General features: G+C 71.6%; 24 protein-coding genes. 19 read left to right on the forward strand and 5 right to left on the reverse strand.

Going from position 1 to position 26,317, the window contains the following annotated elements; translation table 11 throughout:
* Window positions 1-15: 15 nt before the first annotated feature.
* From AB0K11_RS16900 to AB0K11_RS16930, 7 genes are all read left to right on the forward strand, one after another.
* Complete coding sequence (locus AB0K11_RS16900) at window positions 16-354, forward strand: metalloregulator ArsR/SmtB family transcription factor (protein ID WP_364978850.1); 339 nt, start codon at window positions 16-18, stop codon at window positions 352-354.
* Window positions 355-410: 56 nt separating this feature from the next.
* Window positions 411-3,269, forward strand: coding sequence for a BTAD domain-containing putative transcriptional regulator (locus AB0K11_RS16905; protein WP_364978853.1), 2,859 nt, complete (start codon window positions 411-413; stop codon window positions 3,267-3,269).
* Between the two features lie 80 nt (window positions 3,270-3,349).
* Window positions 3,350-4,192: a class I SAM-dependent methyltransferase gene (locus AB0K11_RS16910; protein ID WP_364978856.1), complete on the forward strand. Its 843-nt coding sequence runs from the start codon at window positions 3,350-3,352 to the stop codon at window positions 4,190-4,192.
* Between the two features lie 55 nt (window positions 4,193-4,247).
* Window positions 4,248-4,946, forward strand: a complete 699-nt coding sequence (locus AB0K11_RS16915; protein WP_364978859.1) for an energy-coupling factor ABC transporter permease — start codon at window positions 4,248-4,250, stop codon at window positions 4,944-4,946.
* Window positions 4,943-5,275, forward strand: coding sequence for a PDGLE domain-containing protein (locus tag AB0K11_RS16920; protein ID WP_364978861.1), 333 nt, complete (start codon window positions 4,943-4,945; stop codon window positions 5,273-5,275). Before AB0K11_RS16915 ends, AB0K11_RS16920 begins: the two co-directional genes overlap by 4 nt.
* A gap of 3 nt (window positions 5,276-5,278) precedes the next feature.
* Window positions 5,279-6,052: a cobalt ECF transporter T component CbiQ gene (gene cbiQ / locus AB0K11_RS16925; RefSeq protein ID WP_364978864.1), complete on the forward strand. Its 774-nt coding sequence runs from the start codon at window positions 5,279-5,281 to the stop codon at window positions 6,050-6,052.
* Entirely contained in the window at window positions 6,049-6,789 is a 741-nt protein-coding gene (locus AB0K11_RS16930) for an ABC transporter ATP-binding protein (RefSeq protein ID WP_364978867.1), read from the forward strand. Before cbiQ ends, AB0K11_RS16930 begins: the two co-directional genes overlap by 4 nt.
* 85 nt (window positions 6,790-6,874) lie before the next feature.
* On the opposite strand, the gene mtr is transcribed toward AB0K11_RS16930, so the two are convergent.
* Window positions 6,875-8,290 carry a mycothione reductase gene (mtr, locus tag AB0K11_RS16935; protein ID WP_364980395.1) on the reverse strand — a complete coding sequence of 472 codons (1,416 nt, stop codon included), beginning with the start codon at window positions 8,288-8,290 and terminating at the stop codon, window positions 6,875-6,877.
* A gap of 5 nt (window positions 8,291-8,295) precedes the next feature.
* Window positions 8,296-9,324: an alpha/beta hydrolase gene (locus AB0K11_RS16940; RefSeq protein WP_364978870.1), complete on the reverse strand. Its 1,029-nt coding sequence runs from the start codon at window positions 9,322-9,324 to the stop codon at window positions 8,296-8,298.
* A gap of 136 nt (window positions 9,325-9,460) precedes the next feature.
* On the opposite strand from AB0K11_RS16940, the gene mqo reads away from it, so the two are divergent.
* From mqo to AB0K11_RS16975, 7 genes are all read left to right on the forward strand, one after another.
* Window positions 9,461-11,023 (forward strand): malate dehydrogenase (quinone), encoded by a 1,563-nt coding sequence (mqo, locus tag AB0K11_RS16945; RefSeq protein WP_364978873.1) that lies wholly within the window; start codon window positions 9,461-9,463, stop codon window positions 11,021-11,023.
* Between the two features lie 12 nt (window positions 11,024-11,035).
* Window positions 11,036-11,500 (forward strand): GNAT family N-acetyltransferase, encoded by a 465-nt coding sequence (locus tag AB0K11_RS16950; RefSeq protein WP_364978876.1) that lies wholly within the window; start codon window positions 11,036-11,038, stop codon window positions 11,498-11,500.
* Window positions 11,497-13,359, forward strand: coding sequence for a magnesium chelatase subunit D family protein (locus AB0K11_RS16955; RefSeq protein ID WP_364978879.1), 1,863 nt, complete (start codon window positions 11,497-11,499; stop codon window positions 13,357-13,359). Before AB0K11_RS16950 ends, AB0K11_RS16955 begins: the two co-directional genes overlap by 4 nt.
* A 19-nt stretch (window positions 13,360-13,378) precedes the next feature.
* The gene (gene cobO / locus AB0K11_RS16960; RefSeq protein ID WP_364978882.1) at window positions 13,379-13,993 is read left to right on the forward strand and encodes a cob(I)yrinic acid a,c-diamide adenosyltransferase; all 615 of its coding nucleotides are present in this window, start codon (window positions 13,379-13,381) and stop codon (window positions 13,991-13,993) included.
* A 118-nt stretch (window positions 13,994-14,111) separates the two neighbouring features.
* A complete protein-coding gene (locus AB0K11_RS16965; RefSeq protein ID WP_364978885.1) occupies window positions 14,112-15,470 on the forward strand; it encodes a cobyrinate a,c-diamide synthase in 1,359 nt (452 codons plus the stop codon).
* A gap of 9 nt (window positions 15,471-15,479) precedes the next feature.
* Entirely contained in the window at window positions 15,480-16,676 is a 1,197-nt protein-coding gene (gene cobA, locus AB0K11_RS16970) for a uroporphyrinogen-III C-methyltransferase (RefSeq protein WP_364978888.1), read from the forward strand.
* A 33-nt stretch (window positions 16,677-16,709) separates the two neighbouring features.
* Complete coding sequence (locus tag AB0K11_RS16975; protein ID WP_364978891.1) at window positions 16,710-18,287, forward strand: MFS transporter; 1,578 nt, start codon at window positions 16,710-16,712, stop codon at window positions 18,285-18,287.
* On the opposite strand, the gene AB0K11_RS16980 is transcribed toward AB0K11_RS16975, so the two are convergent.
* A complete protein-coding gene (locus AB0K11_RS16980) occupies window positions 18,284-19,177 on the reverse strand; it encodes a LysR family transcriptional regulator (RefSeq protein WP_364980398.1) in 894 nt (297 codons plus the stop codon). The two genes, AB0K11_RS16975 and AB0K11_RS16980, sit on opposite strands and share 4 nt — an antisense overlap.
* Window positions 19,178-19,308: 131 nt before the next feature.
* Here AB0K11_RS16980 and AB0K11_RS16985 point away from each other — a divergent pair, with 131 nt between their 5' ends.
* The 3 genes from AB0K11_RS16985 to AB0K11_RS16995 all read left to right on the forward strand — a co-directional run bounded on the left by AB0K11_RS16985 (window position 19,309) and on the right by AB0K11_RS16995 (window position 23,463).
* Window positions 19,309-20,121 carry an SDR family oxidoreductase gene (locus AB0K11_RS16985; RefSeq protein ID WP_364978894.1) on the forward strand — a complete coding sequence of 271 codons (813 nt, stop codon included), beginning with the start codon at window positions 19,309-19,311 and terminating at the stop codon, window positions 20,119-20,121.
* 72 nt (window positions 20,122-20,193) lie between these two features.
* Entirely contained in the window at window positions 20,194-21,681 is a 1,488-nt protein-coding gene (locus AB0K11_RS16990; protein WP_364978897.1) for an MFS transporter, read from the forward strand.
* A 24-nt stretch (window positions 21,682-21,705) separates the two neighbouring features.
* Window positions 21,706-23,463: a proline--tRNA ligase gene (locus AB0K11_RS16995; RefSeq protein ID WP_364978900.1), complete on the forward strand. Its 1,758-nt coding sequence runs from the start codon at window positions 21,706-21,708 to the stop codon at window positions 23,461-23,463.
* 6 nt (window positions 23,464-23,469) lie between these two features.
* Here AB0K11_RS16995 and AB0K11_RS17000 read toward each other — a convergent pair whose 3' ends face one another.
* Together AB0K11_RS17000 and AB0K11_RS17005 are read right to left on the reverse strand one after the other, a co-directional pair.
* Complete coding sequence (locus tag AB0K11_RS17000) at window positions 23,470-23,940, reverse strand: ferritin-like domain-containing protein (RefSeq protein ID WP_364978903.1); 471 nt, start codon at window positions 23,938-23,940, stop codon at window positions 23,470-23,472.
* Window positions 23,937-24,452, reverse strand: coding sequence for a hypothetical protein (locus AB0K11_RS17005; protein WP_364978906.1), 516 nt, complete (start codon window positions 24,450-24,452; stop codon window positions 23,937-23,939). Before AB0K11_RS17005 ends, AB0K11_RS17000 begins: the two co-directional genes overlap by 4 nt.
* A gap of 211 nt (window positions 24,453-24,663) precedes the next feature.
* On the opposite strand from AB0K11_RS17005, the gene rimP reads away from it, so the two are divergent.
* Both rimP and nusA read left to right on the forward strand, forming a co-directional pair.
* On the forward strand, window positions 24,664-25,224 hold the full coding sequence (rimP, locus tag AB0K11_RS17010) for a ribosome maturation factor RimP (RefSeq protein ID WP_364978909.1): 561 nt from the start codon (window positions 24,664-24,666) through the stop codon (window positions 25,222-25,224).
* Complete coding sequence (gene nusA / locus AB0K11_RS17015) at window positions 25,221-26,264, forward strand: transcription termination factor NusA (protein WP_364978912.1); 1,044 nt, start codon at window positions 25,221-25,223, stop codon at window positions 26,262-26,264. Before rimP ends, nusA begins: the two co-directional genes overlap by 4 nt.
* Window positions 26,265-26,317 lie beyond the last annotated feature (53 nt).

The raw sequence follows: 26,317 nt of genomic DNA on the forward strand, positions 1-26,317 counted from the left end.
CCGTCGGGCGCTACATTGAGATCTGTGATCCGAGCCGGCGAGCACGTGCACGTCGAGCGGGCGACCTCGGCGCTGGCCGATGTCGACACCGCGGGCTGGACGCAGCGTTTCGACCTGCTGTCCGATCCGAATCGGCTGGGCATCCTGCTCGGGCTGCACCGGGCGCCCGGAATCTGCGTCAGCGACCTGGCGGCCGCCCTGGGCCGGTCGGAGAACGCGGTGTCGCAGGCGCTGCGGGTGCTGCGGGAACAGGGCTGGGTCAGCTCGACGCGGGTGGGCCGGTCGGTCAGCTACCGCCTCGAAGACCAGACGGTGCACGACCTGCTGCACTGGATCGGGGCCCGCCACGACTGACCGGCTCCGCGTGTTCCACCGGCACGCGGTGCTCCGGTGGTGGACGCTGTACCCCGATGGGGGTGCATTTCCGGTTGCTCGGTGAAGTCGAGGCCCGCGTGGACGGCGACGGCCTCGACATCGGTCATGCGCGACAGCGCTGCGTGCTCGCCTGTCTGCTGGTCGACCTGAACCGGCCGGTGTCGACCGACCAGCTCATCGAGCGGGTGTGGGCGGACGAACCGCCGCACCGGGCCCGTAATGCGCTGGCGGCCTATGTGTCCAGGCTCCGGCACGCGCTGGCCGGAGCCGACGCCGTGCACATCGCCCGCGGGACGGCCGGCTACACGCTGAACGCGGCGCCAGAGTCGGTCGACCTGCACCGGTTCCGCAACCTGGTCGGGGCCGCCCGCGCCGCCGAACACCCGGGAGACGCGCTCGCCGCGTTCGACGACGCCATGGCGCTGTGGACGGGTGAGCCGTTCGCCGGTCTCGACACGCCGTGGGTGAACGAGGTGCGCGCGGCGCTGGAGACCGAGTTGCTCTCGGCCACGCTCGACCGCAACGACGCCGCGCTGCGCGCCGGCCGCCACACCGCGCTGCTCGCCGAATTGAGCGCTGCGGCAACGGCTCATCCACTCGACGAGCGCATCGCCGGACAGCTGATGCTGGCGCAGTCCCGCAGCGGCCGACAGGCCGCCGCGCTGCAGACCTACCGGCGGATGCGGGCGCGGCTGGTCGCCGAGCTGGGCGTCGAACCAGGACCGGCGCTGGAGGCTGTGCACCGTGAGATCCTCGCCGGCACAACGGCACCCGCCCCGCAGGCCGCGTCCGCCCCCAGGCCGGAGCCCGCCCGCCCCACCGCCCGCCGGGCGACCCGGTTCATCGGCCGGACGAGGGAGCTGGCCGCGATCACCGGCGCGCTGCAGGCCGGGGCCGCGTTGACGCTGACCGGCGTGGGGGGAGTGGGCAAGACCCGGCTGGCGCTGGAGGCCGCCGACCGCGCCGACGGCTTCCCCGACGGCGTGCGGACCTGCGAGCTCGCCCCACTCGACGACGGGTCCGCGGTGGGCCGGGCCGTCGCGGCCGCACTCGGCCTGCCGCAGGGCAGCGGTACCGCCGTCGCGACCGTGGTCGACCACCTGCGGCCCCGCCGGCTGCTGCTGGTCGTGGACAACTGCGAGCACGTGCTTGCCGCCGCGGCGGAGCTGGTCGACCGCATCACCCGGGAGTGTGCCGGGATCGCGGTGCTCGCCACGAGCAGGGAGTCCCTCGGCATCGAGGGCGAGCGGCTGCTGCCCGTCGAACCGCTGCCCGAGGGCGACGCCACCGCCCTGTTCGCGGACCGGGCCAGGGCGATCCGGCCGGACTTCGACCTGGACACCGAACCGATCGGCGCGGTGGCCGAGATCTGCCGCCGGCTCGACGGTGTGCCGCTGGCCATCGAACTCGCCGCCGCGCGTCTGCGGGCGATGAGCAGCCTGGACGTGGCGCGACGACTGGACCGGCTGCGGCTGCTCAGCGGCGGCGCGCGCGGCGCGCATCCGCGCCAGCAGAGCGTCGCGGCGACCATCGACTGGTCCTACCGTCTGCTCGCCGAGCGGGAGCAGACCCTGTTCGACCGGTTGTCGGTGTTCGCGGGCAGCTTCGACCTGGAGGCGGTGCACGGGGTCTGCGCCGAGCCCGCCGACGACGAGGACGACACGCTCGAACTGCTGACCGGCCTGGTGGACAAGTCGATGGTGGTCGCCGCCCACGGTGGTGCCGGGACCCGCTACTCGGTGCTGGAGACGCTGCGGGCCTACGGGCGGGATCGGTTGCGCGGCAATGCTACTCACGAGAACGACGCCGGTGACCGGTACGCCGCGCGGCATGCGACCTACTTCACCGAGCTGGCCGAGCGCGGCGCGACGGCGATGCACGGTCCCGACGAGCAGGCGTGGATCGAGCGGATGGCGCCGACCGCGGGAACCACCTTCACGTCTCCCGACCACGACAACCTGCGCACGGCGTTCGAGCGCGCGATGGCCGACGGTGACACCGGCCTAGCGCTGCGCCTCGTCGCGTCACTGCCCGAGCTGATGCACATGCGGGTCGGCTACACCTCGATGGACTGGGTGGACCGGGCGATCGAGTCCGCCGACCCCGCCCATCCGCTGTTCGCGGCGGCGGTCGGGGTGTCCGCGCGCGGCGCGTGGGTGCTCGGCCGGTTCTCCCACGCCCTGGCGCTCGCCGCCCTGGCCGACGGCCACGTGCCCGATCGCGGGCACTCCTACCTCGGGTACCCGGGTGACATCCCCGCCGACGTGGCGGTGATCTGCGGCGATCCCGCTGCGGCGCTTGCGTATTACCTCGAGGAGTGCGCAGTTGCGCGCGACGCCGTCGACGCGCCGAGGATGGTCTGGAACCTCTACAACAGCACGGTTGCCCACGATGTCCTCGGTGTCCCGGAGGCGGGGCTGGCCGCCGCGCAGGAGGCCGTCCGCCTCGCTCGGACCACAGGGAACCCCAGCACCATGGCGATGGCTCACTGCGCACTGGGCCGCTGCCTGAAGTCCTCGGATCCCGAAGGTGCGGTGGCGGCGCTGGACGAGGCGTTCGCGTTGGCCGCGCCGGTGCAGAACAACTGGCTGACGGGCATCGCCCGGATGGAGTCCGCGGCCGTGACCGCCGCGCACGGTGACCCGGCGGCCGCGGCCGGGCAGCTGCTCGAGGTGCTCGACCACTGGAGCCAGGCCGGACCCGGCGCCGGGGCGCAGCACTGGTATTGCCTGCGCTACGTCATCCTGCTGCTGGAGCGGGCCGGCGCCGACACCGCGGCGTTGCGACGCGCGCGGCCCGGTGACGACCGGTTCGGCGGCCGGCCCGGCGCCCCTGGCGGACTGGAGACCATGACGCTCGCCCGGTCCGGTCTGCAGCGCCTCCTCACGCCATGACCTGCGCATTCAACGAACGCCGAAGGTCCGCCGAACCGTGGCCGCCGATCGTGGAGCCACCACCGAGGACTGGAGGACCGATGACCACTGAACACACGACGATCGACGAGGCCGACCGGGCGCTCAAGGCGAAGCACCGCGCGCTGTGGGCGTCGGGTGACTACCCGGCCGTCGCCGCCGAACTGATCCCGTCCCTCGGGCCCGCACTGGTGCGGGCGTGCGCGGTGCGGCCGGGTGAGCGGGTGCTCGACGTGGCGGCGGGATCCGGCAACGCCGCGATCCCCGCGGCGGCCGCGGGAGCGACGGTCACGGCAGGCGATCTGGCGCCGGAACTGTTCGACGCGGGCAGGCGGATCGCCGCGGAGCGCGGAGTCGAGCTGGAATGGGTGGAGGCCGACGCGGAGGCGCTGCCGTTCGCCGACGGCGCGTTCGACGTCGTGATGTCCTGTGTCGGGGCGATGTTCGCACCGCACCACGAGACCACCGCCGGTGAACTCGTCAGGGTGCTCCGGCCCGGCGGCAGGATCGGCATGATCAACTGGACGCCCTCGGGCTTCGTCGGGCAGCTGTTCGCCACCATGAAGCCCTACGCCGCGCCACCGCCTCCCGGTGCCGGTTCGCCGCCGATGTGGGGCGACGAGGCCCACGTCCGGAACCTGTTCGGGGACCGGGTCACCGGGTGGACGTTCGAGCGCGCCACGGTCGTACTCGACCACTGCACGTCTCCCGCGCAGTTCCGCGAGTACTGGAAGCGCCACTACGGGCCGACGATCGCGACCTATGCGTACAACGCCGGCGCACCGGACCGGGTGGATGCGCTGGACCGGGACTTCCTGCGGTTCCTCGTCGGCGCCAACCGCGGCGACGGGGACCGGGCGGTCTGGGAGGCCGAGTACCTGATCGCGACGGCGACGAAGCGCTGACACGTGTCCATCTGTTCATCTGGACAGATGTCGTGCGCGGTCATAGGCTCAGCGGATGGCCGCCACCAGCGCCGTCGCCATGCACATGAGCGACGGCATCGTCAGTGCGCCGGTGTCGCTGCTGTTCGGCGTGATCGCCCTCGCGGCAGTCGGATTCTGCGTCGTGCGGGCCCGCACCGAACTCGACGAGCGCACCGTGCCACTGGCCGGACTGGTCGCCGCGTTCGTCTTCGCGGTGCAGATGGTGAACTTCCCGATCCTGCCCGGTGTCAGCGGGCACCTGCTCGGCGGCGCGCTCGCCGCGATCCTCGTCGGCCCGTACACCGGGGCGCTGTGCATCGCGATCGTGCTGGTGGTGCAGTCGCTGCTGTTCGCCGACGGCGGGGTGAGCGCGCTGGGCACCAACATCACCAACATGGCGGTGATCGGTGTGCTGGCCGGCTACGGCACGGCGGCGGCGGGGTACGCGCTGGCCCGTCGCCGCGGCGAGGTGTCCACCAGGACGCTGGGCGGCATCGCCTTCGTCGCCGCGCTCATCGGGACAGTATGCGCGGCAATGGGATTCGTCATCGAGTTCGCGATCGGCGGGGCGGCAGGCGCGTCGCTGGGCACGGTCGCCGGCTACATGTTCACCACCCACGTGCTGATCGGGATCGGCGAGGGAGTGATCACCGCCCTCACCGTGGTGGCCGTGGCGGGCGCCCGGCCCGACCTGGTGCATCTGCTGCGCCACCGCACGCGGGTGTCGGCATGACGCGGCGGCCGGTGTTCTGGTTCGTCTTCGCCGCGGCCGTGCTGGTGATCGCCGGCGGGTTGTCCTACTTCGCCAGCGGCAGCCCCGACGGTCTCGACTCGGCGACGCTGCAGGGCTGCGACGTGGTGCAGACCGCCGAGGGCGAGGAACTCAGCGGCGCCTGCATCGCACAGCACGCCACCGAGCATCCGCTGGCGTCGTCGCCACTGGCCGATTACGCGATCGGAGGGCACTCCGCGACGGGCGGCATCGCCGGGATCGTCGGCGCACTCGTCACGCTCGCGGTGGCGGGTGTGGCGTTCTGGGGCATCGCCAGGAGCAAGCGCTAACCCATGGGCGCAGGCGCGCACCCGCTCTACCGCCACGGCGACTCGGTCGTGCACCGGACGCCGGCAGAGGTCAAGATCGTCTGCCTGGTCGTGTTCGTCCTCGCTGTGGTCGCGACGCCCCGGGAGATGTTCTGGCCGTACGCGGCGTATGCCGCTGTCGTGGTGGCGTGCTGGTCGGTCGCCCGCATCCCGGCGCGCTGGATACTCCCGCGGATGCTGATCGAGGCGCCCTTCGTCGTCCTCGCGGCCCTGCTGCCGTTCACCGAAGGAGGTCCGCGCGTCACCGTTGCGGGGATGGACCTCTCGGTCGTCGGCCTCTATGCGGCGTGGGGCATCGTCGTCAAGGGCACGCTCGGCGTGGCGGCCGCGCTGACGTTCGCCGCCACCACACAGGCCACCGAACTCCCCGCCGCGCTGAGCCGGCTGCGGGTTCCGGCCGTGCTGACCTCCGTGCTGGTGCTGATGATCCGTTACGTGGACCTGCTCACCGCGGAGGCGGGCCGCATGCGGATGGCGCGGATCTCGCGCGGCGACTCGCCGCGGACGCTGCATCAGGCCGGTGCCATCGCCCGCGGCGTGGGGACCCTGTTCCTGCGGTCCTTCGAACGCGGCGAACGCGTGTATGTCGCCATGCTGTCTCGTGGATTCGACGGCACGGCACCCGATCTCGCGGCTGTGGGCGCTCCCGCCCGCGCCAGGCCGGCGCTGTGGGCCACCGCGATGGCGCCTGCGGTGACGGCCGTGGTGGTCTGCGCGGCGGCGTGGGTGAGCACATGAGCGCGCCGGCAGTGCGGATCGAGGGTCTGCGCCATGTGTATCCCGACGGCAGGGCCGCACTCAACGGCCTCGACCTGACCGTCGCCGCCGGCGAGCGCGTCGCGGTGCTCGGCCCGAACGGGGCGGGCAAGACCACCTTGATGCTGCACCTCAACGGCGTGCTGACGGCCACGGCCGGTTCCGTCGCGATCGGCGGGGTCACCGTCGGCCGCAAGACCGTCCGCGACATCCGGCGCCGGGTGGGTCTGGTCTTCCAGGACCCCGACGACCAACTGTTCATGCCGACGGTCGCACAGGATGTGGCGTTCGGCCCGGCCAACTTCGGTGTCCGCGGCGACGAGCTGGACAGCCGGGTGCGCGAGGCGCTGGCCACGGTGTCGGCGACCGGGCTCGCCGACCGCAACCCGTCGCACCTGTCGGCCGGGCAGCGCAGGCGCGCGGCACTGGCCACCGTGCTGGCCTGCAGGCCCGAGATCCTGGTGCTCGACGAGCCGTCGGCCAACCTCGACCCGGTGGCGCGCCGCGAACTCGCCGAGACGCTGCTGACGCTCGGCTCCACGATGCTCGTCGTCACTCACGACCTGCCCTACGCCGCGCAGCTGTGCGAACGGGCGGTGGTGATGGACGGCGGCGTCGTGGTCGCCGACGGGCCGATCGGCACGGTGCTCGCCGACAGCGCCCTGCTGGCCGCCCACCGGCTGGAACTGCCATGGGGCTTCGTGGTGCCGACGCGCTGAAAACGAGTCACGCCGAGACTGCGGTCAGATTGTCCTGGGTGAGCCGATCACGATCTGACAGCAGTCTCGCGGTTCCTGAAGCGCCTCAGTGCCGTCGGGCCGGCGGCCACGGTGGCTCGCCGCACAGCGCCAGCAGGGCGTTCTCGACGACCTCCGGCAGCGCGGGGTGGATCCAGTACTGGCCGCGGGCCATGTCCTGAGCCGGCAGGTCGAACGCCATGGCCTGGATGAGCGGCTGGATGATCGACGACGCCTGGTGCCCCATGATGTGCGCGCCGAGCAGCAACCCGGTGTCGTCGTCGACGATCAGCTTCGCGAAGCCGGTCGAGTCCTCCATCGCCCAGCCGTAGGCGACGTCGCCGTAGTCCTGCACTTTCGATCGGATGCGGTGACCCGCTGCGCGGGCCTCGTTCTCGGTCAACCCGACCGACGCGATCTGCGGCTCGGTGAACACCGCCGACGGCACGTTGCGGTGGTTGGCGGGCATCAGGTTGTCGGTGTCGTCCCAGTCCTGCAGCAGGTTGTGCTTGACCACCCGGGCCTCGTGGTTGGCGACGTGCTTGAGCTGATACGGCGAACTGATGTCACCGAGTGCGTAGACGTTGCGCGCCGTGGTGCGCTGGAAGTCGTCGACGACCACCAGCCCGTCCTCGACCTTGACCCCGGCGTGGTGGGCGTCGAGCTGATCGCCGTTGGGGATGCGCCCGGTGGCGACGAGCAGGGTGTCGGCGTGCAGGTTCGACCCGTCGTCGAGGTGCAGCGTGACCCCGGAGTCGTCGGAGCTGCCGCTGACGATGTTGCGGCGGCTGCGGATCTCCCACTTCTTGCCCGCGATGTCGGTGAACCGTTCGCAGACGGTGTCGTCGCAGTGGGTGAGCATCGTCGTGCCGCGCAGCACGATCGTCACCTTCGAGCCCAGCGACGAGAAGACGTGCGCGAATTCGGCGGCCACGAAACCACCGCCCACGATGACGATGTGCTCCGGCAGCTCCGAGATGCGCATGATGCTGTCGCTGGTGTGGTGGGCCACGCCGCAGTCCAGGATCGCCGGCGGCACGGTCGCCCGCGAGCCCGCGGCGAGCACCACCTGGTCGGCGGTGAACTCGTCGCCGTCGTCGGTGCGCAGCCGGTAGCCGTCGGCACCGGGATCGGCTGCGGCGAAGCGGGTGTGGCTGGCGAACACCTCCACGTCGGGCGACGACCGGCGATAGTGCTCCCCGCCGCTGGCGAGCGGGTCGATGCGGCCGAACACCCGCGAGACGATGTCGGTCCAGCGGACCGCGTCGACGTGGGCGTCGACGCCGAACCGGGCCGAGTCGTGCACCTGCTGGGCGACGCCCGCGGCGTAGACGAACATCTTGGTGGGGATGCACCCGACGTTGAGGCAGGTGCCGCCGAACAGCCCCTTCTCCGCGATGGCCACCCGCTTGCCGACGTAGCGCTCGTCGAGCACGGAGTTGCCCGATCCGGTGCCGATGATCGCGATGTCGAAGTCGGCCACAGCCATCACTCCTGTCGGGTTCGTGTCGACGGAGTGTCGGAGCGTGTGTCCGTCAGGTAACCGTCCAGCCAGCGGTCCAGTTCACGGTAAGCCACCGCCCGTGGCCCGGCCAGGGAGAGGAACACGTCGTGCTTGGCGTCGACCACCGGCACCACCGTCGACCGGTTGCCGATGCAGCCCGCCCATCGCGCGATCTGCCCCACGTCGAGCACCGCGTCGCCGCGCTGGATGGCGTCGATGCCCGCCGGGTCATGCACCTCGCGAACGCTGTGGTCGGACCGCAGGATCAGATTGGGCACCCCGACGTCCAGACCGCGGTGCAGCCGGGCATGCCCGCGGCGGATGGCGTGGATCCAGCCGACGGTCACGGGGAAGCCGCCGACCGGCTTCCAGTCCAGGTTGTAGTCGAATTCGCCGGCGTAGTCGCGGTGCAGTGACGCGCCGTAGCCGCCCTCGGGCACCGGGGTGCGCACCACCTGGCGCTTGCGCAGCCGCGACGCCGCCGACATCGCCGCCGAGGTGCCTGCGAACCGCAGGATCGCCGGGCCCTGCAGATCGAGCCACGGGCTGTTGAGCACCAGACCGGTCACCTGGCACTGCGCGGTGCGGCCGCGTCGCCGCAGCCGGTCCAGCCACAGCGAGACGATCAGCCCGCCCGCGGAGTGCGCCATCACCAGGACGTCGGCGCCGCCGCTCTCGGCCGCGACGATCTCGCACGCCCGCTCCAGTTCGGCGTCGTACCGGCTCAGGTCGGTGGTGAAGTGCGGGGTCTGCCCCTGCTGCCGCGATCGCCCACATTTGTGCAGGTCCAGCGCATAGACCGCGAAGCCGCGGGCAGCCAGCCAGTCGGCCAGCTCGGTGTGGAAGAAGTAGTCGGTGAACCCGTGCACCAGCAGCACCGCGTGTCCGGCCTGCTGGGCCTCGCCGCGGCGGACCACGGTCGCGACGAGCTCGCCCTCCCTGTCGGGGTCGGTGCCCAGCGCCACGGTGTGCTGCCAGTAGCCGGGCAGAACGTCGGGCTCCCAGCCGGTCACCTCAGCCACCTTAGAGCCCGCGCGCCGGCGCCGGGGTGAGGAGTTGCACAGCCCTGGCCCGGTTTGGGGCATCGGTGTCGGGATAACCTGACAGCTGAGCCGTGTCGAACGGACCGCGTGAGCATGTGAGGGCCGAGTGTCGAAGTCAGAGGCAGCCACCCAGACCGACGTCGTGCTGGTCGGCGCGGGCATCATGAGCGCGACACTGGCCGCCCTGATCCGGCTGGTGGAGCCCGACTGGTCGATCACCCTGATCGAGCGGCTCGACGGCGCCGCCGCCGAGAGCAGCGACCCGTGGAACAACGCGGGCACCGGCCACTCGGCGCTGTGCGAGCTGAACTACACCCCCGAACTGCCCGACGGCGAAATCGACATCTCCAAGGCCGTGCACGTCAACGAGCAGTTCCAGGTGTCGCGCCAGTTCTGGTCCTACGCCGTGGAGAACGGTGTGCTGCCCGACGTCCGCAGCTTCCTCAACCCCATCCCGCACGTCAGCTTCGTCAGCGGCGCCAAGAACGTGCAGTACCTGCGCAAGCGGTACGACGCGCTGGTCACCAACCCGCTGTTCGCCACGATGGAGTTCATCGACGACCGCGACGAGTTCACCCGCCGGCTCCCGCTGATGGCCGAGAAGCGCGACTTCTCCGACCCCGTCGCGCTGAACTGGACGCAGGACGGCACCGACGTGGACTTCGGTTCGCTGTCGCGCCAGCTCATCGGCTTCGCCGCCAAGCAGGGCATGACCACCTACTTCGGCCACGAGGTCCGCGACCTCGACAAGCAGTCCGACGGCAGCTGGACACTCAAGGTGGCCAACCGGCGCACCGGCGCCAAGCGCAAGCTGAACGCCAAGTTCGTCTTCGTCGGCGCCGGCGGTGGTGCACTGCCGCTGCTGCAGCGGGCCGGCATCGCCGAGGCCAAGGGCTTCGGGGGGTTCCCCGTCGGAGGCCAGTGGCTCCGTACCGACAACCAGCGCCTGACCGCCGGTCATCAGGCCAAGGTCTACGGCCAGCCGCCGCTGGGCGCCCCGCCGATGTCCGTGCCGCACCTGGACACCCGCGTGATCAACGGCAAGTCCTATCTGCTGTTCGGTCCGTTCGCCGGCTGGTCCCCGAAGTTCCTCAAGCAGGGCAAGGTCACCGATCTGCCGTTCTCGGTGCGGCCGAACAACCTGGCGTCCATGCTGGGCGTCGGTGTGACCGAGTTGGGCCTGGTCAAGTACCTGATCGGTCAGCTGCGGCTCAGCGAGGCCGACCGCGTCGAGGTGCTGCGTGAATTCGCGCCCAGCGCAAACGATTCCGACTGGGAACTGGACATCGCCGGTCAGCGCGTGCAGGTGGTCCGCCGCAAGGGCCGCGGCGGCGTGCTGGAGTTCGGAACCACCGTTCTCGCGGCGGCCGACGGCAGCATCGCCGGGCTGCTTGGCGCCTCGCCCGGTGCGTCGACGGCGGTGCCCGCGATGTTCGACGTGATGGAGCGCTGCTTCGGCGACCGCTACACGTCCTGGTTGCCCAAGCTGCAGGAGATCGTACCGTCGCTGGGCGTCCAGTTGTCCAACGAGCCGAAGCTGTTCGACGAGGTGTGGGCGCACGGCACCAAGGTCCTCAAGCTGGACCGGCCGGCCAGCGGGGTACCGGCCACCGTCGGTCACGAGAACACTGCAGGCACCGAGCATTCACCCACCGCGGCCACTGCCTGACGTGGTCCGCGGATGACTGTCGCGCTGCGGCGCAGCTGGGCCAAGGACCTCAGCGCGGCAACGCTCTACGAGCTGCTGAAGTTGCGCGTCGAGGTGTTCGTCGTCGAACAGGCATGCCCGTACCCGGAGCTGGACGGCCGCGACCTGCTCGCCGAGACCCGGCACTTCTGGCTCGAAGGCGTTGAGGGAGAAGTCATCTCGACGCTGCGGTTGATGGAGGAGCATCCCGGCGGGCAGAAGGGCTTCCGCATCGGCCGGGTGTGCACCAAGCGCGACGCCCGCGGCCACGGCCACACCCACCGGCTGATGCAGGCCGCCCTGGCCGACGTCGGCGACCACCCCTGCCGCATCGACGCGCAGACCTACCTCGAGGAGATGTACAGGGGCCACGGGTTCGTCCGCGACGGCGCCGAGTTCCTCGACGACGGGATCCCGCACGTGCCCATGCTGCGGGCCGCGTCCGGGGCGGCGCAGTGAGCGCCGAACCCGGCTACCCGTTCAGCGCACTCGTCGGGCACGACCGGCTGCGCCTGGCGCTGCTGCTGTGCGCGGTGCGCCCGGAGATCGGCGGGGTGCTGATCCGCGGGGAGAAGGGCACCGCCAAGTCGACGGCGGTGCGCGCCCTGGCCCGGGTCCTCACGGATGTCGACGCAGGCGCGCGGCTCGTCGAGCTGCCGATCGGGGCCACCGAGGACCGCGTGGTCGGATCGCTGGACCTGCAGAAGGTGCTGCGCGACGGCGAGCATGCGTTCTCGCCGGGTCTGCTGGCCCGCGCGCACGGCGGCGTGCTCTACGTCGACGAGGTCAACCTGCTGCACGACCATCTGGTCGACGTGCTGCTCGACGCCGCGGCGATGGGCCGGGTGCACGTCGAGCGCGACGGCATCTCGCACTCGCACGACGCCCGGTTCGTCCTGATCGGCACGATGAATCCCGAAGAGGGGGAGCTGCGGCCGCAGCTGCTCGACCGTTTCGGGCTCACCGTCGACGTGGTCGCCTCCCGCGACGTCGACGTCCGCGCCGACGTCATCCGGGCCCGCCTGGCGTATGAGGCCGATCCGGCCGGCTTCTCCGCCGAACACGCCGAAGCGGACGCCGAGCTGGCCCGCCGCATCGCCGGCGCCCGGGCTCTCGTCGCCCGGGTGGTCTTGCCCGACAGCGAGTTACGCCGCATCGCCGCGCTGTGTGCGGCGTTCGACGTCGACGGCATGCGCGCCGACCTGGTGGTGGCACGCACTGCGGTCGCGCACGCCGCCTGGCGGGGCGCCGAAACGGTCGCCGAAGAGGACATCCGGGTGGCCGCCGAACTGGCGCTGCCGCACCGTCGCCGCCGCGACCCGTTCGACGACCCCGGCCTGGATCCGCAGCGTCTCGACGAGGCGATGGAGGAGGCCGGTGCGCAGAGCACCGACGCCGACTCCGGACCCGACGAGCCCGATCCCGACCCGCCCGGTGGCGGGGCGTCGGCCGACGGATCCGCGGAATTGACCGGCGCACAACGAGAGTCGTCGCCCCCGACGCGATCCAATGCGGCGCCGTCGGGGGTGTTCCGCACCAAGGCACTGACCGTGCCCGGCGTGGGGGAGGGCGCCCCCGGCCGCCGTTCGAGGGCCAGGAACCGGACCGGCACCGTGGTGTCGGCGACCGCCGAACCCGGCGCGGGCCACGGTGTGCACATCTTCGGCACCCTGCTGGCCGCCGCGAATTCGCAACGCACGGCGGGACGTCCGCGCCCCGGGCCCGAGGACGTGCGGCGTGCGGTGCGGGTGGGCCGCGAGGGCAATCTGGTGATCTTCGTGGTGGACGCGTCGGGGTCGATGGCCGCCCGCGACCGGATGGCCGCGGTCGGCGGCGCGACGCTGTCACTGCTGCGCGACGCCTACCAGCGGCGCGACAAGGTCGCGGTGATCACGTTCCGCGGCGACGGGGCGCGGGTGCTGCTGCCCCCGACGTCGTCGGTGTACATCGCCAGCAGGCGGCTGGCCCGCTTCGACACCGGCGGCCGGACCCCGCTCGCGCAGGGACTGCTGACCGCCCGCGACGTGGTGGTTCGGGAGAAGGCCCGCGACCGGGCCCGCCGCGCGCTCGTGGTGGTCCTCACCGACGGCCGGGCGACCGGCGGCCCGGACCCCGTGGGCAGGGCGCGGGCGGCCGCCGCGCGGCTGGTCGCCGAGGGCGCCGCGGCGGTCGTGGTGGACTGTGAGACGTCGTTCGTGCGACTGGGTCTGGCCGACGACCTCGCCGCGCATCTCGGCGCGCCGTCGGTGCGGCTGGCGCACCTGCACGCCGACGAGCTGACCCGGGTGGTCAGCCGGGCCGACCGCACCGCGGCCTGAACCACCGAGGAGGACCGCCATGCCCCAGGGCCGCCCGCTGACCGTCCCCGCCGACGGGCTGAGCACCCGCGCCCGCCGCAACGCGCCGCTGCTCGCCGTGCACACCGGTCCGGGCAAGGGCAAGTCGACCGCGGCGTTCGGGATGGCGCTGCGGGCGTGGAACCAGGGCTTCGACATCGCGGTGTTCCAGTTCGTCAAGAGCGCGAAGTGGAAGGTGGGCGAGGAGGCGGCGTTCCGCGAACTGGGCCGCCTGCACGACCGCGACGGCGTCGGCGGGCCCGTCGAATGGCACAAGATGGGCTCCGGGTGGTCGTGGTCGCGCAAGGCGGGCAGTGCCGACGACCACGCGGCGGCCGCAGCTGACGGGTGGGCGGAGATCACCCGCCGGCTGGCCGAGCAGCGGCACGACTTCTACGTGCTCGACGAGTTCACCTATCCGCTCAAGTGGGGGTGGGTCGACGTCGACGAGGTCGTCGCCACGCTGGCCGACCGGCCCGGGAATCAGCACGTGGTGATCACCGGCCGCGACGCGCCGCAGGCGCTGCTCGACGCCGCCGACCTGGTCACCGAGATGACGAAGGTCAAGCACCCGATGGATGTGGGCCGCAAGGGCCAGAAGGGTATCGAGTGGTGAGCGCAGCGAGGCGCGACCGACGGGCCTGCGAGTGGTGAGCGCAGCGAGGCGCGACCGACGGGCCTGCGAGTGGTGAGCGCAGCGAGGCGCGACAGACGGGCCTGCGAGTGGTGAGCGCGTGAGCGTGCCGGCCGTGGTGATCGCCGCTCCCGCCTCGGGCAGCGGGAAGACCACCGTCGCAACGGGTTTGATGGGTGCGCTGCGCCGGGCGGGCCGCACCGTCGCGCCGTTCAAGGTGGGGCCGGACTTCATCGACCCGGGCTACCACGCGCTGGCGGCACGCAGGCCGGGCCGCAACCTCGACCCCGTGCTCGTCGGCGAGTCACTGATCGGGCCGCTCTACCGGCACGGCAGCGCAGGCGCGGACGTCGCCGTCGTCGAAGGTGTGATGGGTCTGTTCGACGGCCGCATCGGCGACGAGCCGATCACCGGGCCCGCCCGCGGCTCCACCGCACAGGTGGCGGCGCTGCTGGGTGCACCGGTGGTGCTGGTGATCGATGCCCGCGGCCAGAGCCACAGCGTCGCCGCCCTGCTGCACGGCTTCGTCAGCTTCGACCCGGGCGTGCGGATCGCCGGGGTGATCCTCAACCGCGTCGGCTCACCGCGACACGAGCAGGTGCTGCGGCAGGCCTGCGAGTACGTCGGGCTGCCGGTGTTCGGGGCGATCCCGCGCACGGAGGCACTGGCCGTGCCGTCACGTCACCTCGGGTTGGTGACCGCGGGCGAGCACGGCGCGCAGGCCCGCGACGCGGTGGAGGCGATGACCGAGGTGGTGGGCCGCCATCTGGATCTGATGGGGATCAGCGAGATCGCGACCAGTCGTGTCACCGATGCCCCGTGGGATCCCGGCACCGGAGAACCGGCGGCCAACGGTGTCACGGTGGCCGTCGCGGCGGGCAACGCCTTCAACTTCCGCTACACCGAGCACGCCGAGATGCTGCGGGCCGCGGGGGCGGAGGTGGTCGAGTTCGATCCGCTGACCGATCCGCTGCCGTCGCGGACCGCCGCGCTGGTGCTGCCGGGCGGCTTCCCCGAGCAGCACGCAGCCGAACTGTCCGCCAATGACATTCTGCGTCAACAGATCAGGACGCTGGCGGCCGACGGTGCGCCGGTGCACGCCGAATGCGGTGGCCTGACCTACCTGGTCGACGAACTCGACGGCCACCCGATGTGCGGCGTGCTGTCGGGTTCGGCGGAGTTCACCCCGCGGCTCACACTGGGCTACCGCAGCGCGCTCGCGACCAGTGAGTCGGTGATGTACCAGGTGGGCGATGCCGTCACGGGTCACGAATTCCACCGCACCGCAACGAAGTTCACCGGCGACTACAGCCCGGCGTGGAGGTTCTCCGGCGACCGTGCACAGTCCTCGCAGGAGGGCGCCCTCGACCGCAACGTGCACGCGTCGTACCTGCACACCCATCCGGCCGCGGCGCCGGCGGCGGTCACCCGTTTCGTGGCCGCCGCGGCGCGGCTCTAAGCTCGGCGGGTGACCGAGAACGCCTACCTCGTAGGACTGCGGCTGGCCGGCAAGAAGGTCGTCGTCGTCGGGGGCGGGAGCGTCGCGCAGCGCCGGCTGCCGCTGCTCATCGCCAACGAGGCCGACGTGCACGTCATCGCGCGGGCCGCCACGCCCGCCGTGGAGGCCATGACGGGGATCACACTGGAACTGCGCGACTTCCGCGACGGCGACCTCGACGGCGCCTGGTACGCGATCGCCGCGACCGACGATCCCGGCGTCAACGCCGCCGTCGTCGCCGAGGCCGAGCGCAGGCGCATCTTCTGCGTGCGTGCCGACGTGGCCCGGGACGGGACGGCGGTGACCCCGGCGTCGTTCGAGTACGAGGGGCTGGCGGTCGGGGTGCTGGCCGCCGGCGAGCACCGCCGATCGGCGGCGATCCGGTCGGCGATCCACGAGGCGCTGCAGCAGGGTCTCATCGCCGCGGACAGCTCCGAGACGATGCAGGCCGGCGTCGCGCTGGTCGGCGGCGGGCCCGGCGACCCCGAGCTGATCACGGTGCGCGGGCGGCGGCTGCTGTCCCAGGCCGACGTGGTGGTCGCCGACCGGCTGGCGCCGCCGGAGCTGCTCGCCGAGCTGGCCCCGCACGTCGAGGTGATCGACGCCGCCAAGATCCCCTACGGCCGGGCGATGGCGCAGGACGCGATCAACGAGGTGCTCGTCGACCGGGCGCGGGCGGGCAAGTTCGTGGTGCGGCTCAAGGGCGGCGACCCGTTCGTGTTCGCACGCGGCTACGAAGAGGTGATCGCGTGCGCCGAGGCCGGGATTCCGGTGACCGTGGTGCCCGGTGTGACCAGTGCCATAGGGGTGCCCGCGCTGGCCGGCGTCCCGGTCACCCATCGCCACGTCACGCATGAATTCGTGGTGGTCAGCGGGCATGTTGCACCCGACCATCCCGAATCGTTAGTGAATTGGGATGCACTGGCCGCGCTCTCGGGCACCATCGTGTTGCTGATGGCGGTGGAACGCATCGAACTGTTCGCCAAGGCGCTGCTGGACGGCGGGCGACCTGCGGAGACCCCGGTCCTGGTGGTTCAGCACGGCACCACGTCGGCGCAACGGAGTTTGCGGGCGACCCTCGCCGACGCGCCGCAGCGGATCCGCGAAGAGGGCATCCGACCTCCCGCGATCATCGTGATCGGGCCGGTCGCGGCCTTCGGCGGTTAAAGGGTTCTTAAGATTACTGTAAGGTAACCCGTTATGACGGCTCTCAATGACGCAGAGCGCGCAGCCATGTTCAGCGATGCCGCCGGGGGTACCGGGCGGGCTGTGCCGTCGGGCGACAAGTCGGCCAAGGCACGTACCGCCAAGGCTCCGGCCTGGGTTCCGTCGCGGCGGTTCTTCGCCGCGGTGATCGCCATCGCCGGCATGCAGCTGATGGCCACGATGGACGGCACCATCGCCATCGTCGCGCTCCCCAAGATCCAGGACTCACTCAATCTCTCCGACGCCGGGCGCAGCTGGGTCATCACGGCCTATGTGCTCACGTTCGGCGGGCTGATGCTGCTGGGTGGGCGCCTCGGCGACTCCATCGGCCGCAAGCGGACGTTCATCGTCGGCGTCGCGCTGTTCACCATCGCCTCGGTCCTGTGCGGGATCGCCTGGGACGAGGCCACGCTGGTGATCGCGCGACTGCTGCAGGGCGTCGGCGCGGCGATCGCCTCGCCCACCGCGCTGGCCCTCGTCGCGACGACGTTCGCGAAGGGTCCGGCCCGCAACGCCGCCACCGCGGTGTTCGCCGCGATGACCGGTGTCGGTTCCGTCATGGGACTGGTCGTCGGCGGCGCGCTGACCGAGGTGTCATGGCGGCTGGCGTTCCTGGTCAACGTCCCGATCGGGCTGCTGATCGTCTACCTGGCCCACACGGCGCTGCGGGAGACCCACAAGGAGCGGCTCAAGCTCGACGCCACCGGCGCGCTCCTGGCGACGCTGGGCTGCACGGCCGCGGTGCTCGCCTTCTCCATGGGTCCCGAACAGGGCTGGATCTCACCGATCACCATCGGCTCGGGCATCGCCGCACTGATCTGCCTCGTCGCGTTCATCATCGTCGAGCGCACCGCCGAGAACCCGGTGGTCCCGTTCGACCTCTTCAAGGACCGCAACCGGTTGGCCACGTTCGGGGCGGTCTTCCTGGCAGGCGGCGTGATGTTCACCCTGTCGGTGCTGATCGGTCTCTACGTCCAGGACATCCTCGGCTACAGCCCGCTGCGGGCGGGGATCGGCTTCATCCCGTTCGCCATCGCGATGGGCATCGGGCTGGCGCTCTCCTCGCAGCTGGTGTCGATCTTCCCGCCGCGGGTCCTGGTGATCGCCGGCGGGGTGCTCGTGCTCGGCGCGATGGTCTACGGCTCGACGCTCAACAGCGGCATCCCGTACTTCCCGAACCTGGTGATCCCGCTCGTGGTGGGCGGCATCGGCATCGGGATCATCTTCGTCGCGCTGATGCTGTCGGCCATCGCCGGTGTCGGGTTCGACCAGATCGGTCCGGTCTCGGCGATCACCCTGATGATGCAGAACCTCGGCGGGCCGATCGTGCTCGCGATCATCCAGGCCGTCATCACCTCCCGGACGCTGTACCTGGGTGGCACCACCGGCCCGGTGAAGAACATGGACACCACCCAGCTCGCCGCCCTCGACGCCGGATACACCTACGGCCTGCTCTGGGTCGCCGCCGTCGCAGTCCTGGTCGGTGGCGCCGCACTGCTCATCGGCTACACCAGCCAGCAGGTCGCGCATGCGCAAGAGGTCAAGGACGCGATCGACGCCGGCGAGCTCTAACCCGAGATCTCCCCGGCGACCGAGCGCAGCGCGGCCACCACCGCGCCGACCTCGTCACCGGCGTCCACCGCGGTGAGCGCCACCGTGCTGCGGCCCAGCCAGTTCGGGTCGTCGACGCCCACGGTGGTGACACCGTCGGGCACCGACCTCGCCGCCAGCTCCGGCATCAGGCAGATCCCCAGACCTGCGGCCACCAGCCCGAGTCGCGCCGGCCATCCGCTCACCCGGTGCCGGATCACCGGATCGGACAGCGTCGGCCACGCCATGAACTGCGGATCGCCCGCCGAACCCGTGCCGGCGATCCACGCCTCGTCGGCGAGTTCGCGGACCGCCACCCGGCCTACGGACGCCAGCCGGTGCCCGGCGGGCACCGCGATACACAGGTCGCCCGCGTAGATGCGGCGCGCGGCGAGGCCGTCGACGTCGTAGTCGGGCAGGCCCGCGCCCGTGCCGACGACGGCGACACCCAGCCGGCCCGCGCGCAGCTCGCGCAGCAGCGCCGGAGTGGCCGCCTCGCGCAGGCTCACCCTCAGGCCCGGGTGGTCGACCGCCAGCCGCGCAACGGCCCGCGGCACCAGCACGGCCATGGCCGCGGGGAAGGCGCCCACCGCCACCCGTCCCGCCAACCGGTCGCCGAGGCCGTCGAGTTCGTGGCGCAGTGCGGCCGCGGCGCCCAGGACATGGGCGGCGTGTTCCACCACCACCGCCCCCGCCGGGGTGAGGCTCACCCCGCGGACCTCGCGGGAGAACAACCGGTAGCCCGCCACGTCCTCCATCGCGGCGACCTGCCGCGAGATCGCGGGCTGCGAGTACCCCAGGGAGTGGGCGGCGGCGGTGAACGATCCCAGTAGGGCGATCTCGCGACACACCCGCAGCCCCTCGAGCGTCATCTCGGTCACTTGTCCACCCTAGGCATGCGCAGAGCGTATGGGTCCTTGTCGGATCGCTGATCGCCCGCATGGATACATCGGCCGCGTCCGCGCGGTTGAGTCATGGCGAAGCCGAAGGAAGGAAGTTCGACATGACCAGGACCTGGTTCGTCACGGGCGCGTCCCGCGGCATGGGCCGCGAACTCGTCGAGCAGCTATTGGCGCGCGGTGACACCGTCGCGGCGACGCTGCGGCGACCCGAACAGCTCGACGATCTGGCGGCGCGGCACGGTGACCGGCTGTGGCGGGCGGCGCTCGACGTCACCGACACCGACGCCGTCCGTGCGGTCGTCGCCGAGGCGTTCGCCGCGCACGGCCGCATCGACGTCGTCGTCTCCAACGCGGGATACGGGGTGTTCGGCGTCGCGGAGGACCTCACCGACGAGCAGATCGACCAGACGATCGCCACCAACCTCACGGCGTCCATCCAGCTCGCCCGTGCGGTGCTGCCGCACCTTCGCGCCCAGGGCGGCGGCCTGCTGATGCAGATGTCGAGCATGGGCGGGCACATGACGTTCCCGGCCTTCTCGCTCTACCACGTCACCAAGTGGGGCATCGAGGGGTTCTACGACGCCCTCGCCGCCGAGGTCGAACCGTTCGGCATCCGCACCACGCTGATCGCACCGGGTGTGGTGCGCACCGGCTTCTTCGAGGCGGCCGCGCGGGTTCCGCTCAGCGAGCCCTACCGCGGCGGGCCCGCCGACGCGCCCGCCACCACCGTCGAGGAGATGACCGATGACCCCGAGCGCACGGTCGCGGCCATCATCCGTGCCGCCGACTCCGGCGACCCGCCGCGCCGCCTGGTGCTCGGCTCCGATGCCTGGACGCTGATCACCGGGGCGTTGCGGGCCCGGCTGGACGACGTCACCGCCCAGCGCGAGAACGCCGCGACCGCCGACTTCTGAGCGATTTCGGCGCGGAAACCGTCGCACGAGCATCGGCGGCGCGCCGAAATCGCCACGGTAGGGTCGTGAGCCATGTCGGCGCAGGGGTCCTCCGGGTCGCAGCCGCTGACCAGGTCGGTGCTCGGTGTCGCGATCGTGGCGATCACCGGCATGCAGCTGATGTCGACGCTCGACGGCACCATCGTGATCGTCGCGCTGCCGCGCATCCAGTCCGACCTCGACATGTCCGACGCCGCCAAGAGCTGGGTCGTCACCGCCTATGTGCTGGCCTTCGGCGGGCTGCTGCTGCTCGGCGGGCGGATCGGCGACGCGGTCGGGCACAAGCGGGCGTTCCTGTCGGGCGTCGGGGTGTTCACCCTCGCGTCGCTGGTCTGCGGCCTGGCCACCGACGGCCTCACGCTGGTGATCGCCCGCGCGGTGCAGGGCACCGGGGCGGCGGTGGCGGCGCCGACGGGGCTGGCGCTGATCGCGACCACCTACGCGATCGGCGCTCCCCGCAACCGGGCGCTCGCGGTGTCGGCGGCGATGCAGGCCGCCGGATCGGTGCTGGGCCTGATCCTCGGCGGCGCCTTCACCGTCGTGTCGTGGCGGCTGGCGTTCCTGATCAACGTGCCGATCGGCATCGCGGTGATCGCCGTGGCCGTCTACCGGATCACCGAGACCCACCACGAGCGGCTCAAGCTCGACGTGGTGGGGGCGCTGCTGGCCACGCTCGGCTGCACGGCAGCGGTGCTGGTCTTCACACAGGGCCCGCCGCGCGGCTGGATCGACCCGTTCGTCATCGCCGCGGGCGCCGCCGCGGTCGTCTTCTTCATCTCGTTCCTGCTCGTCGAGCGCAAGGCCGCGCACCCGATCGTCCCGTTCTCGGTGTTCGACAACCGCAACCGGGTGGCGACGCTCGCCGCGTACTTCCTCGCCGGCGGCGTGATGCTGACCATCTCGGTGATGATGGGCCTCTACATCCAGGACGTGATGGGCTACTCGGCGCTGCAGGCGGGCATCGGGTTCCTGCCGTTCGCCGTCGGCTTCGGGGTCGGCAACGTGGTCGCCGCCCGGCTGGCGCCGAGGATCGCGCCACGCTGGGTGGTCATCGGCGCCGGTGTCTTCGTGCTGGGCGCCATGCTGTTCGGCTCCACCCTGACCCGGACCGTGGCCTACTTCCCGGACCTGTTCGCGCCGATCCTGTTCGCGGGCTTCGGCATCGGGGTGATCTCGGTGGTGCTGCCGCTGTGCGCCATCGCCGAGGTCGGCCCGCGCGAGATCGGTCCGGTCTCGTCGATCACGCTGATGGTGTTCAATCTCGGCGGTCCGCTGATGCTGGTGGCGATCCAGGCGGTGCAGACCTCGCGCACGCTGTACCTGGGCGGCACCACCGGCTCGGTGAAGGACATGACGGACGGGCAACTCGACGCGCTCGGCCAGGGCTACACATATGCCCTGCTGTGGGTGGCGGCCATCGCGATCCTGGTCGGGGCGGCGGCTCTGTTCATCGGCTTCTCGGCACGTCAGATCGCGGTGGCCCAGCACACCCGCGAGGCGTTCGACGCCGGGGAGCTCTGAGGCGTCAAGCTAAGGTGGTCGCTCGTGATCACCCGTATGTCCGAGCTGTTCCTGCGCACCCTCCGCGACGACCCGGCCGACGCGGAGGTGCCCAGCCACAAGCTGCTCATCCGCGCCGGCTACGTCCGGCCGGTGGGCCCGGGGCTCTACAGCTGGCTGCCCCTCGGGCTGCGGGTGCTGCGCAAGATCGAGGGCATCATCCGCGACGAGATGGCGCACATCGGCGGTCAGGAGATCCTGCTGCCCGCGCTGGTGCCCCGCGCACCGTACGAGACGACGAATCGGTGGACCGAGTACGGCGACAGCGTGTTCCGGCTCAAGGACCGCCGCCGCAACGACTACATGCTCGGCCCCACCCACGAGGAACTCTTCGCGCTGACCGTGAAGGGGGAGTACAGCTCCTACAAGGACTTCCCGCTGCGGCTCTACCAGATCCAGAACAAGTACCGCGACGAGGCAAGGCCGCGGGCGGGCATCCTGCGCGGACGCGAGTTCGTGATGAAGGACTCCTACAGCTTCGACGTCGACGACGACGGACTGAAGAAGGCGTATCACGCGCACCGCGAGGCCTACCAACGGATCTTCGCCCGCCTCGGCGTCCAGTACGTCATCGTGTCGGCGGTCTCGGGTGCGATGGGCGGCAGCGCCTCCGAGGAGTTCCTGGCCGAGAGTGAGATCGGCGAGGACACCTTCGTCCGCTGCCTGGAGTCGGGATACGCCGCCAACGTGGAGGCGGTGATCACCCGGGTGCCGGAGTCGCTGCCGATCGACGGACTGCCCGAGGCGACGGTGTACGACACCCCCGACGCCCCGACCATCGCCACGCTCGTCGACTGGGCCAACAGCGCCGACCTGCCCGGCTTCGCCGGCCGCACCGTCACCGCCGCGGACACGCTGAAGAACGTGCTGCTCAAGGTCCGCGAACCCGGCGGGGAATGGGAACTGCTGGCGATCGGTGTGCCCGGCGATCGCGAGGTCGACGAGAAGCGCCTCGGCGCCGCGCTGGAACCCGCCGAGTACGCACTGCTCGACGACGCCGACTTCGCGCGGTACCCGTTCCTGGTCAAGGGCTATGTCGGTCCGAAGGCGTTGGGGGACAACGGTGTCCGATTCCTGGTCGATCCGCGGATCGTCGATGGGACGGCCTGGATCACCGGCGCCGACGCACCGAACAAGCACGTGGTCGGCATGGTGGCGGGACGCGACTTCACCGCCGACGGCACCATCGAGGCCGCCGACGTCCGCGACGGCGATCCGTCGCCCGACGGCGCGGGTCCGCTGGTGAGCGCGCGCGGCATCGAGATCGGCCACATCTTCCAGCTCGGCCGCAAGTACACCGAGGCCTTCACCGTCGACGTGCTCGGCGAGGACGGCAAGCCGGTGCGGTTGACGATGGGCTCCTACGGCATCGGCGTGTCCCGGCTGGTCGCCGTGATCGCCGAGCAGCAGCACGACGAGATCGGTCTGCGCTGGCCCTCGTCGGTGTCGCCGTTCGACGCCCACCTGGTGATCGCGAACAAGGACGAGGCCGCCCGCGCCGGCGCGACCGAGCTGGCCGCCGACCTCGACCGCCTGGGTGTCGACGTGCTGCTCGACGACCGGAAGGCCTCGCCCGGGGTGAAGTTCAAGGACGCCGAGCTGCTCGGGGTGCCGTGGATCGTGGTGGTGGGCCGCGGCTGGGCCGACGGCACGGTCGAGCTGCGCAACCGGTTCACCGGTGAGGCGCGCGAGATCGCCGTCGATGCGGCGGCCACCGAGATATCCGGCGCGATCGCCGGCTGACGCCCGCTACTCGTTGCCGCCGGGGAACGCGACGGTCACCGGCGAGACACCGAGCACCCGGTTCCAGCGGGCGATCCTGACCGCGCACTGCGTCAACGCCGTCACGGCGAACGTGCGGTCCTCGGCGGTGGTGGCCTGCTCGAGCACCGCCCGCCACGCCGTCGCGGCGTCGCGTTCCATCTGCGCAGCCAGCTCGGCGGCGTCGGTCGGGCTGTTCACCGGCGACGGCAACCGGTAGCCGGGTTCGGGCAGCGGCGCCGCCACCGACCGGCCGTCGAGCATCGCGATCGCGGCCTCGCGCCGTTCGCGATGCTCGGCCATCGACCCCGACACCAACGCGTTGAGTTCCGGCGTCGAGTGCGCGGACACCAGGCCGTAGCCGTAGATGACGGCGTGCTCGGTGGCGACGGCGTCGTAGAGGGCGCCGGCGTCGGGTCCCGGCGGCCGCGTCGGCATGGTCGGCTCGGGTGAGGTCACGACGACTCCTCGGGCGCGAGGGCCACCAGCGAGGCGGCCGTGCACGCCGCGGCGATCGAGCCGAGCAGACCTGCGCGATAGCCGGACAGCTCGGCCGCCAGGCCTGCCGCACTCTCGGCGGACTGCCGCAGCGCACCGGCCACCTCGGCGGCGGTGGGCGGTTTCACCGGCTCCGCGGGGGTCGACGACGAGGTGGTGGTGGTGGTCGGCGCGTCCGCGGCCGCGATGATGCGGGTCAGCTCGTCCTCGAGTGCGCGGACGTGCTCGGCGCGTTCGGCGGCCACCTCGGTCAGGGCCTGCGCCACCGGCGGCCGGGCGGCCGCTGCCGCCCTGGTGGCCAGTGAGCCGTCATTGCGCGCCCGCTCGATCTGCGCGATCAACTCGTCGACCTCGGGTGGCGGAGGCGGCGTCCCGCAGGCGGAGGAGGCGGCGCCCAGCAGGGCGAGGGTGGCCGCGGCCACCAGCACGCGTCGCCTGCTGACGACGGGATTGACGCTCGGCACGAGCAACATCCTGCCATTGCCGTTGCCCGGCGGATGACGCCGACGAGCCGGGCGCCCGACGGTCGACGGCAGCTCCGCGGGGCGTGTGCGCTGCCGTTTCCGATGTGCGCCCTGCGGCCTGGCGTATCGTGGATAGTCGATTCCGGGGGTTCGAGGCGACGCCTCGAAGGGGCCGAACCCAGGGAGTCGTGTCCGGACAACTCAAGATGAGGAGCTCGCCGTGGCGCCCGACCCACGATCGTCCGGGTTACCGACGCAGGAGCAGGTGATCGCCGTTCTCGACGGCGAGTTCGCGCGCGCCGGTTACGAGATCGAGGACGTGGTGATCGACGGTGCGACGCGGCCGCCGCGGATCACCGTGATCGCCGACGCCGACGGCGGTGTGAGCCTCGACGCGATCGCCGAGCTGTCGCGCACCGCCTCCGAGCTGCTCGACCGTCTCGATCCGGGAACCGGCCCGGGCGCCGACGCCGGCTACGTGCTCGAGGTCACCTCGCGCGGGGTGGACCGTCCCCTGGTCACCGAGAAGCACTTCCGCCGCGCGCAGGGCCGCAAGGTCGAGGTCACGCTGGCCGACGGGTCACAGGTGACCGGCCGGCTCGGCGAGAGTGCGGACGGCCTGGTCCGCCTGATCGTCCGCGAAGGCGGGCGCCACACCCTGTCGGTCCGTGAGCTGCCGCTTGACGGAATCACGAAAGCTGTTGTCCAAGTAGAGTTCTCGCCTCCCAATTCGCGTGAGCTGGAGCTGGCAGGACGACCACGGAAGGAGGGTGTGGAATGAACATCGACATGGCGGCCCTGCATGCCATCGAGGCGGACAAGGGCATCACGGTCGACGTCGTGGTCGACACCATCAAGTCGGCGTTGCTCACCGCCTACCGGCACACCGAAGGGCATGAGCCCGACGCCCACATCGACATCGACCGCAAGACCGGTGTGGTCAAGGTGATCGCCCGCCAGACCGATGCCGACGGCAACGTCGTGCACGAATGGGACGACACCCCTGAGGGTTTCGGCCGCATCGCCGCGACGACCGCACGGCAGGTGATCCTGCAGCGACTCCGCGACGCCGAGAACGAGAAGAACTACGGCGAGTTCTCCGCCCGCGAGGGCGACATCGTCGGCGGGGTGATCCAGCGCGATGCCCGCGCCAACGCACGCGGGCTGGTCGTCGTCCGGATGGGCAGCGAGACCAAGGGCTCAGAAGGGGTGATCCCGGCCGCCGAACAGGTGCCCGGCGAGAGCTACGAACACGGCGACCGGCTGCGCTGCTACGTCGTGGGCGTCTCGCGCGGTGCCCGCGAGCCGCTGATCACGCTGTCGCGCACCCACCCGAACCTGGTGCGCAAGCTGTTCTCCCTCGAGGTGCCGGAGATCAACGACGGATCGGTGGAGATCGTCGCGGTGGCCCGCGAGGCCGGCCACCGCTCGAAGATCGCCGTCGCCTCGCGGGTACCGGGCCTCAACGCCAAGGGCGCGTGCATCGGGCCGATGGGCCAGCGGGTGCGCAACGTGATGAGCGAACTGTCGGGGGAGAAGATCGACATCATCGATCACGACGACGACCCGGCCCGGTTCGTGGCGAACGCGCTGTCGCCCGCCAAGGTGGTGTCGGTCTCGGTGATCGACGAGGGCGCCCGAGCCGCGCGGGTGGTGGTGCCCGACTACCAGCTGTCGCTGGCGATCGGCAAGGAGGGCCAGAACGCCCGCCTGGCGGCGCGCCTGACCGGCTGGCGTATCGACATCCGCAGCGACGCCGCGCCGACCGGCCCTGCACCGTCCGGGCGCGATGCGCCACACGGCGCGGCGCGCGACGCCTGACCGGTCGCAGAATCCCACACCTGGACCACGGTTTCGGCGCAACGGGTCCGTGG

The organism is Mycobacterium sp. NPDC050551 (assembly GCF_040674075.1).
Taxonomy (GTDB): domain Bacteria; phylum Actinomycetota; class Actinomycetes; order Mycobacteriales; family Mycobacteriaceae; genus Mycobacterium.

What these genes read in the sequence shown, in the direction of transcription:
- cbiQ (WP_364978864.1), top strand. Translation starts at nt 5,279, where the DNA reads ATGGGCGCAGGCGCGCACCCGCTCTACCGCCACGGCGACTCGGTCGTG.
- AB0K11_RS16910 (WP_364978856.1), top strand. Translation starts at nt 3,350, where the DNA reads ATGACCACTGAACACACGACGATCGACGAGGCCGACCGGGCGCTCAAG.
- cobO (WP_364978882.1), top strand. Translation starts at nt 13,379, where the DNA reads ATGCCCCAGGGCCGCCCGCTGACCGTCCCCGCCGACGGGCTGAGCACC.
- AB0K11_RS16930 (WP_364978867.1), top strand. Translation starts at nt 6,049, where the DNA reads ATGAGCGCGCCGGCAGTGCGGATCGAGGGTCTGCGCCATGTGTATCCC.
- AB0K11_RS16950 (WP_364978876.1), top strand. Translation starts at nt 11,036, where the DNA reads ATGACTGTCGCGCTGCGGCGCAGCTGGGCCAAGGACCTCAGCGCGGCA.
- AB0K11_RS16920 (WP_364978861.1), top strand. Translation starts at nt 4,943, where the DNA reads ATGACGCGGCGGCCGGTGTTCTGGTTCGTCTTCGCCGCGGCCGTGCTG.
- AB0K11_RS16980 (WP_364980398.1), bottom strand. Translation starts at nt 19,177, where the DNA reads ATGACGCTCGAGGGGCTGCGGGTGTGTCGCGAGATCGCCCTACTGGGA.
- AB0K11_RS16915 (WP_364978859.1), top strand. Translation starts at nt 4,248, where the DNA reads ATGGCCGCCACCAGCGCCGTCGCCATGCACATGAGCGACGGCATCGTC.
- nusA (WP_364978912.1), top strand. Translation starts at nt 25,221, where the DNA reads ATGAACATCGACATGGCGGCCCTGCATGCCATCGAGGCGGACAAGGGC.
- AB0K11_RS16975 (WP_364978891.1), top strand. Translation starts at nt 16,710, where the DNA reads ATGACGGCTCTCAATGACGCAGAGCGCGCAGCCATGTTCAGCGATGCC.
- AB0K11_RS16985 (WP_364978894.1), top strand. Translation starts at nt 19,309, where the DNA reads ATGACCAGGACCTGGTTCGTCACGGGCGCGTCCCGCGGCATGGGCCGC.
- AB0K11_RS17005 (WP_364978906.1), bottom strand. Translation starts at nt 24,452, where the DNA reads ATGTTGCTCGTGCCGAGCGTCAATCCCGTCGTCAGCAGGCGACGCGTG.
- AB0K11_RS16990 (WP_364978897.1), top strand. Translation starts at nt 20,194, where the DNA reads ATGTCGGCGCAGGGGTCCTCCGGGTCGCAGCCGCTGACCAGGTCGGTG.
- AB0K11_RS16905 (WP_364978853.1), top strand. Translation starts at nt 411, where the DNA reads ATGGGGGTGCATTTCCGGTTGCTCGGTGAAGTCGAGGCCCGCGTGGAC.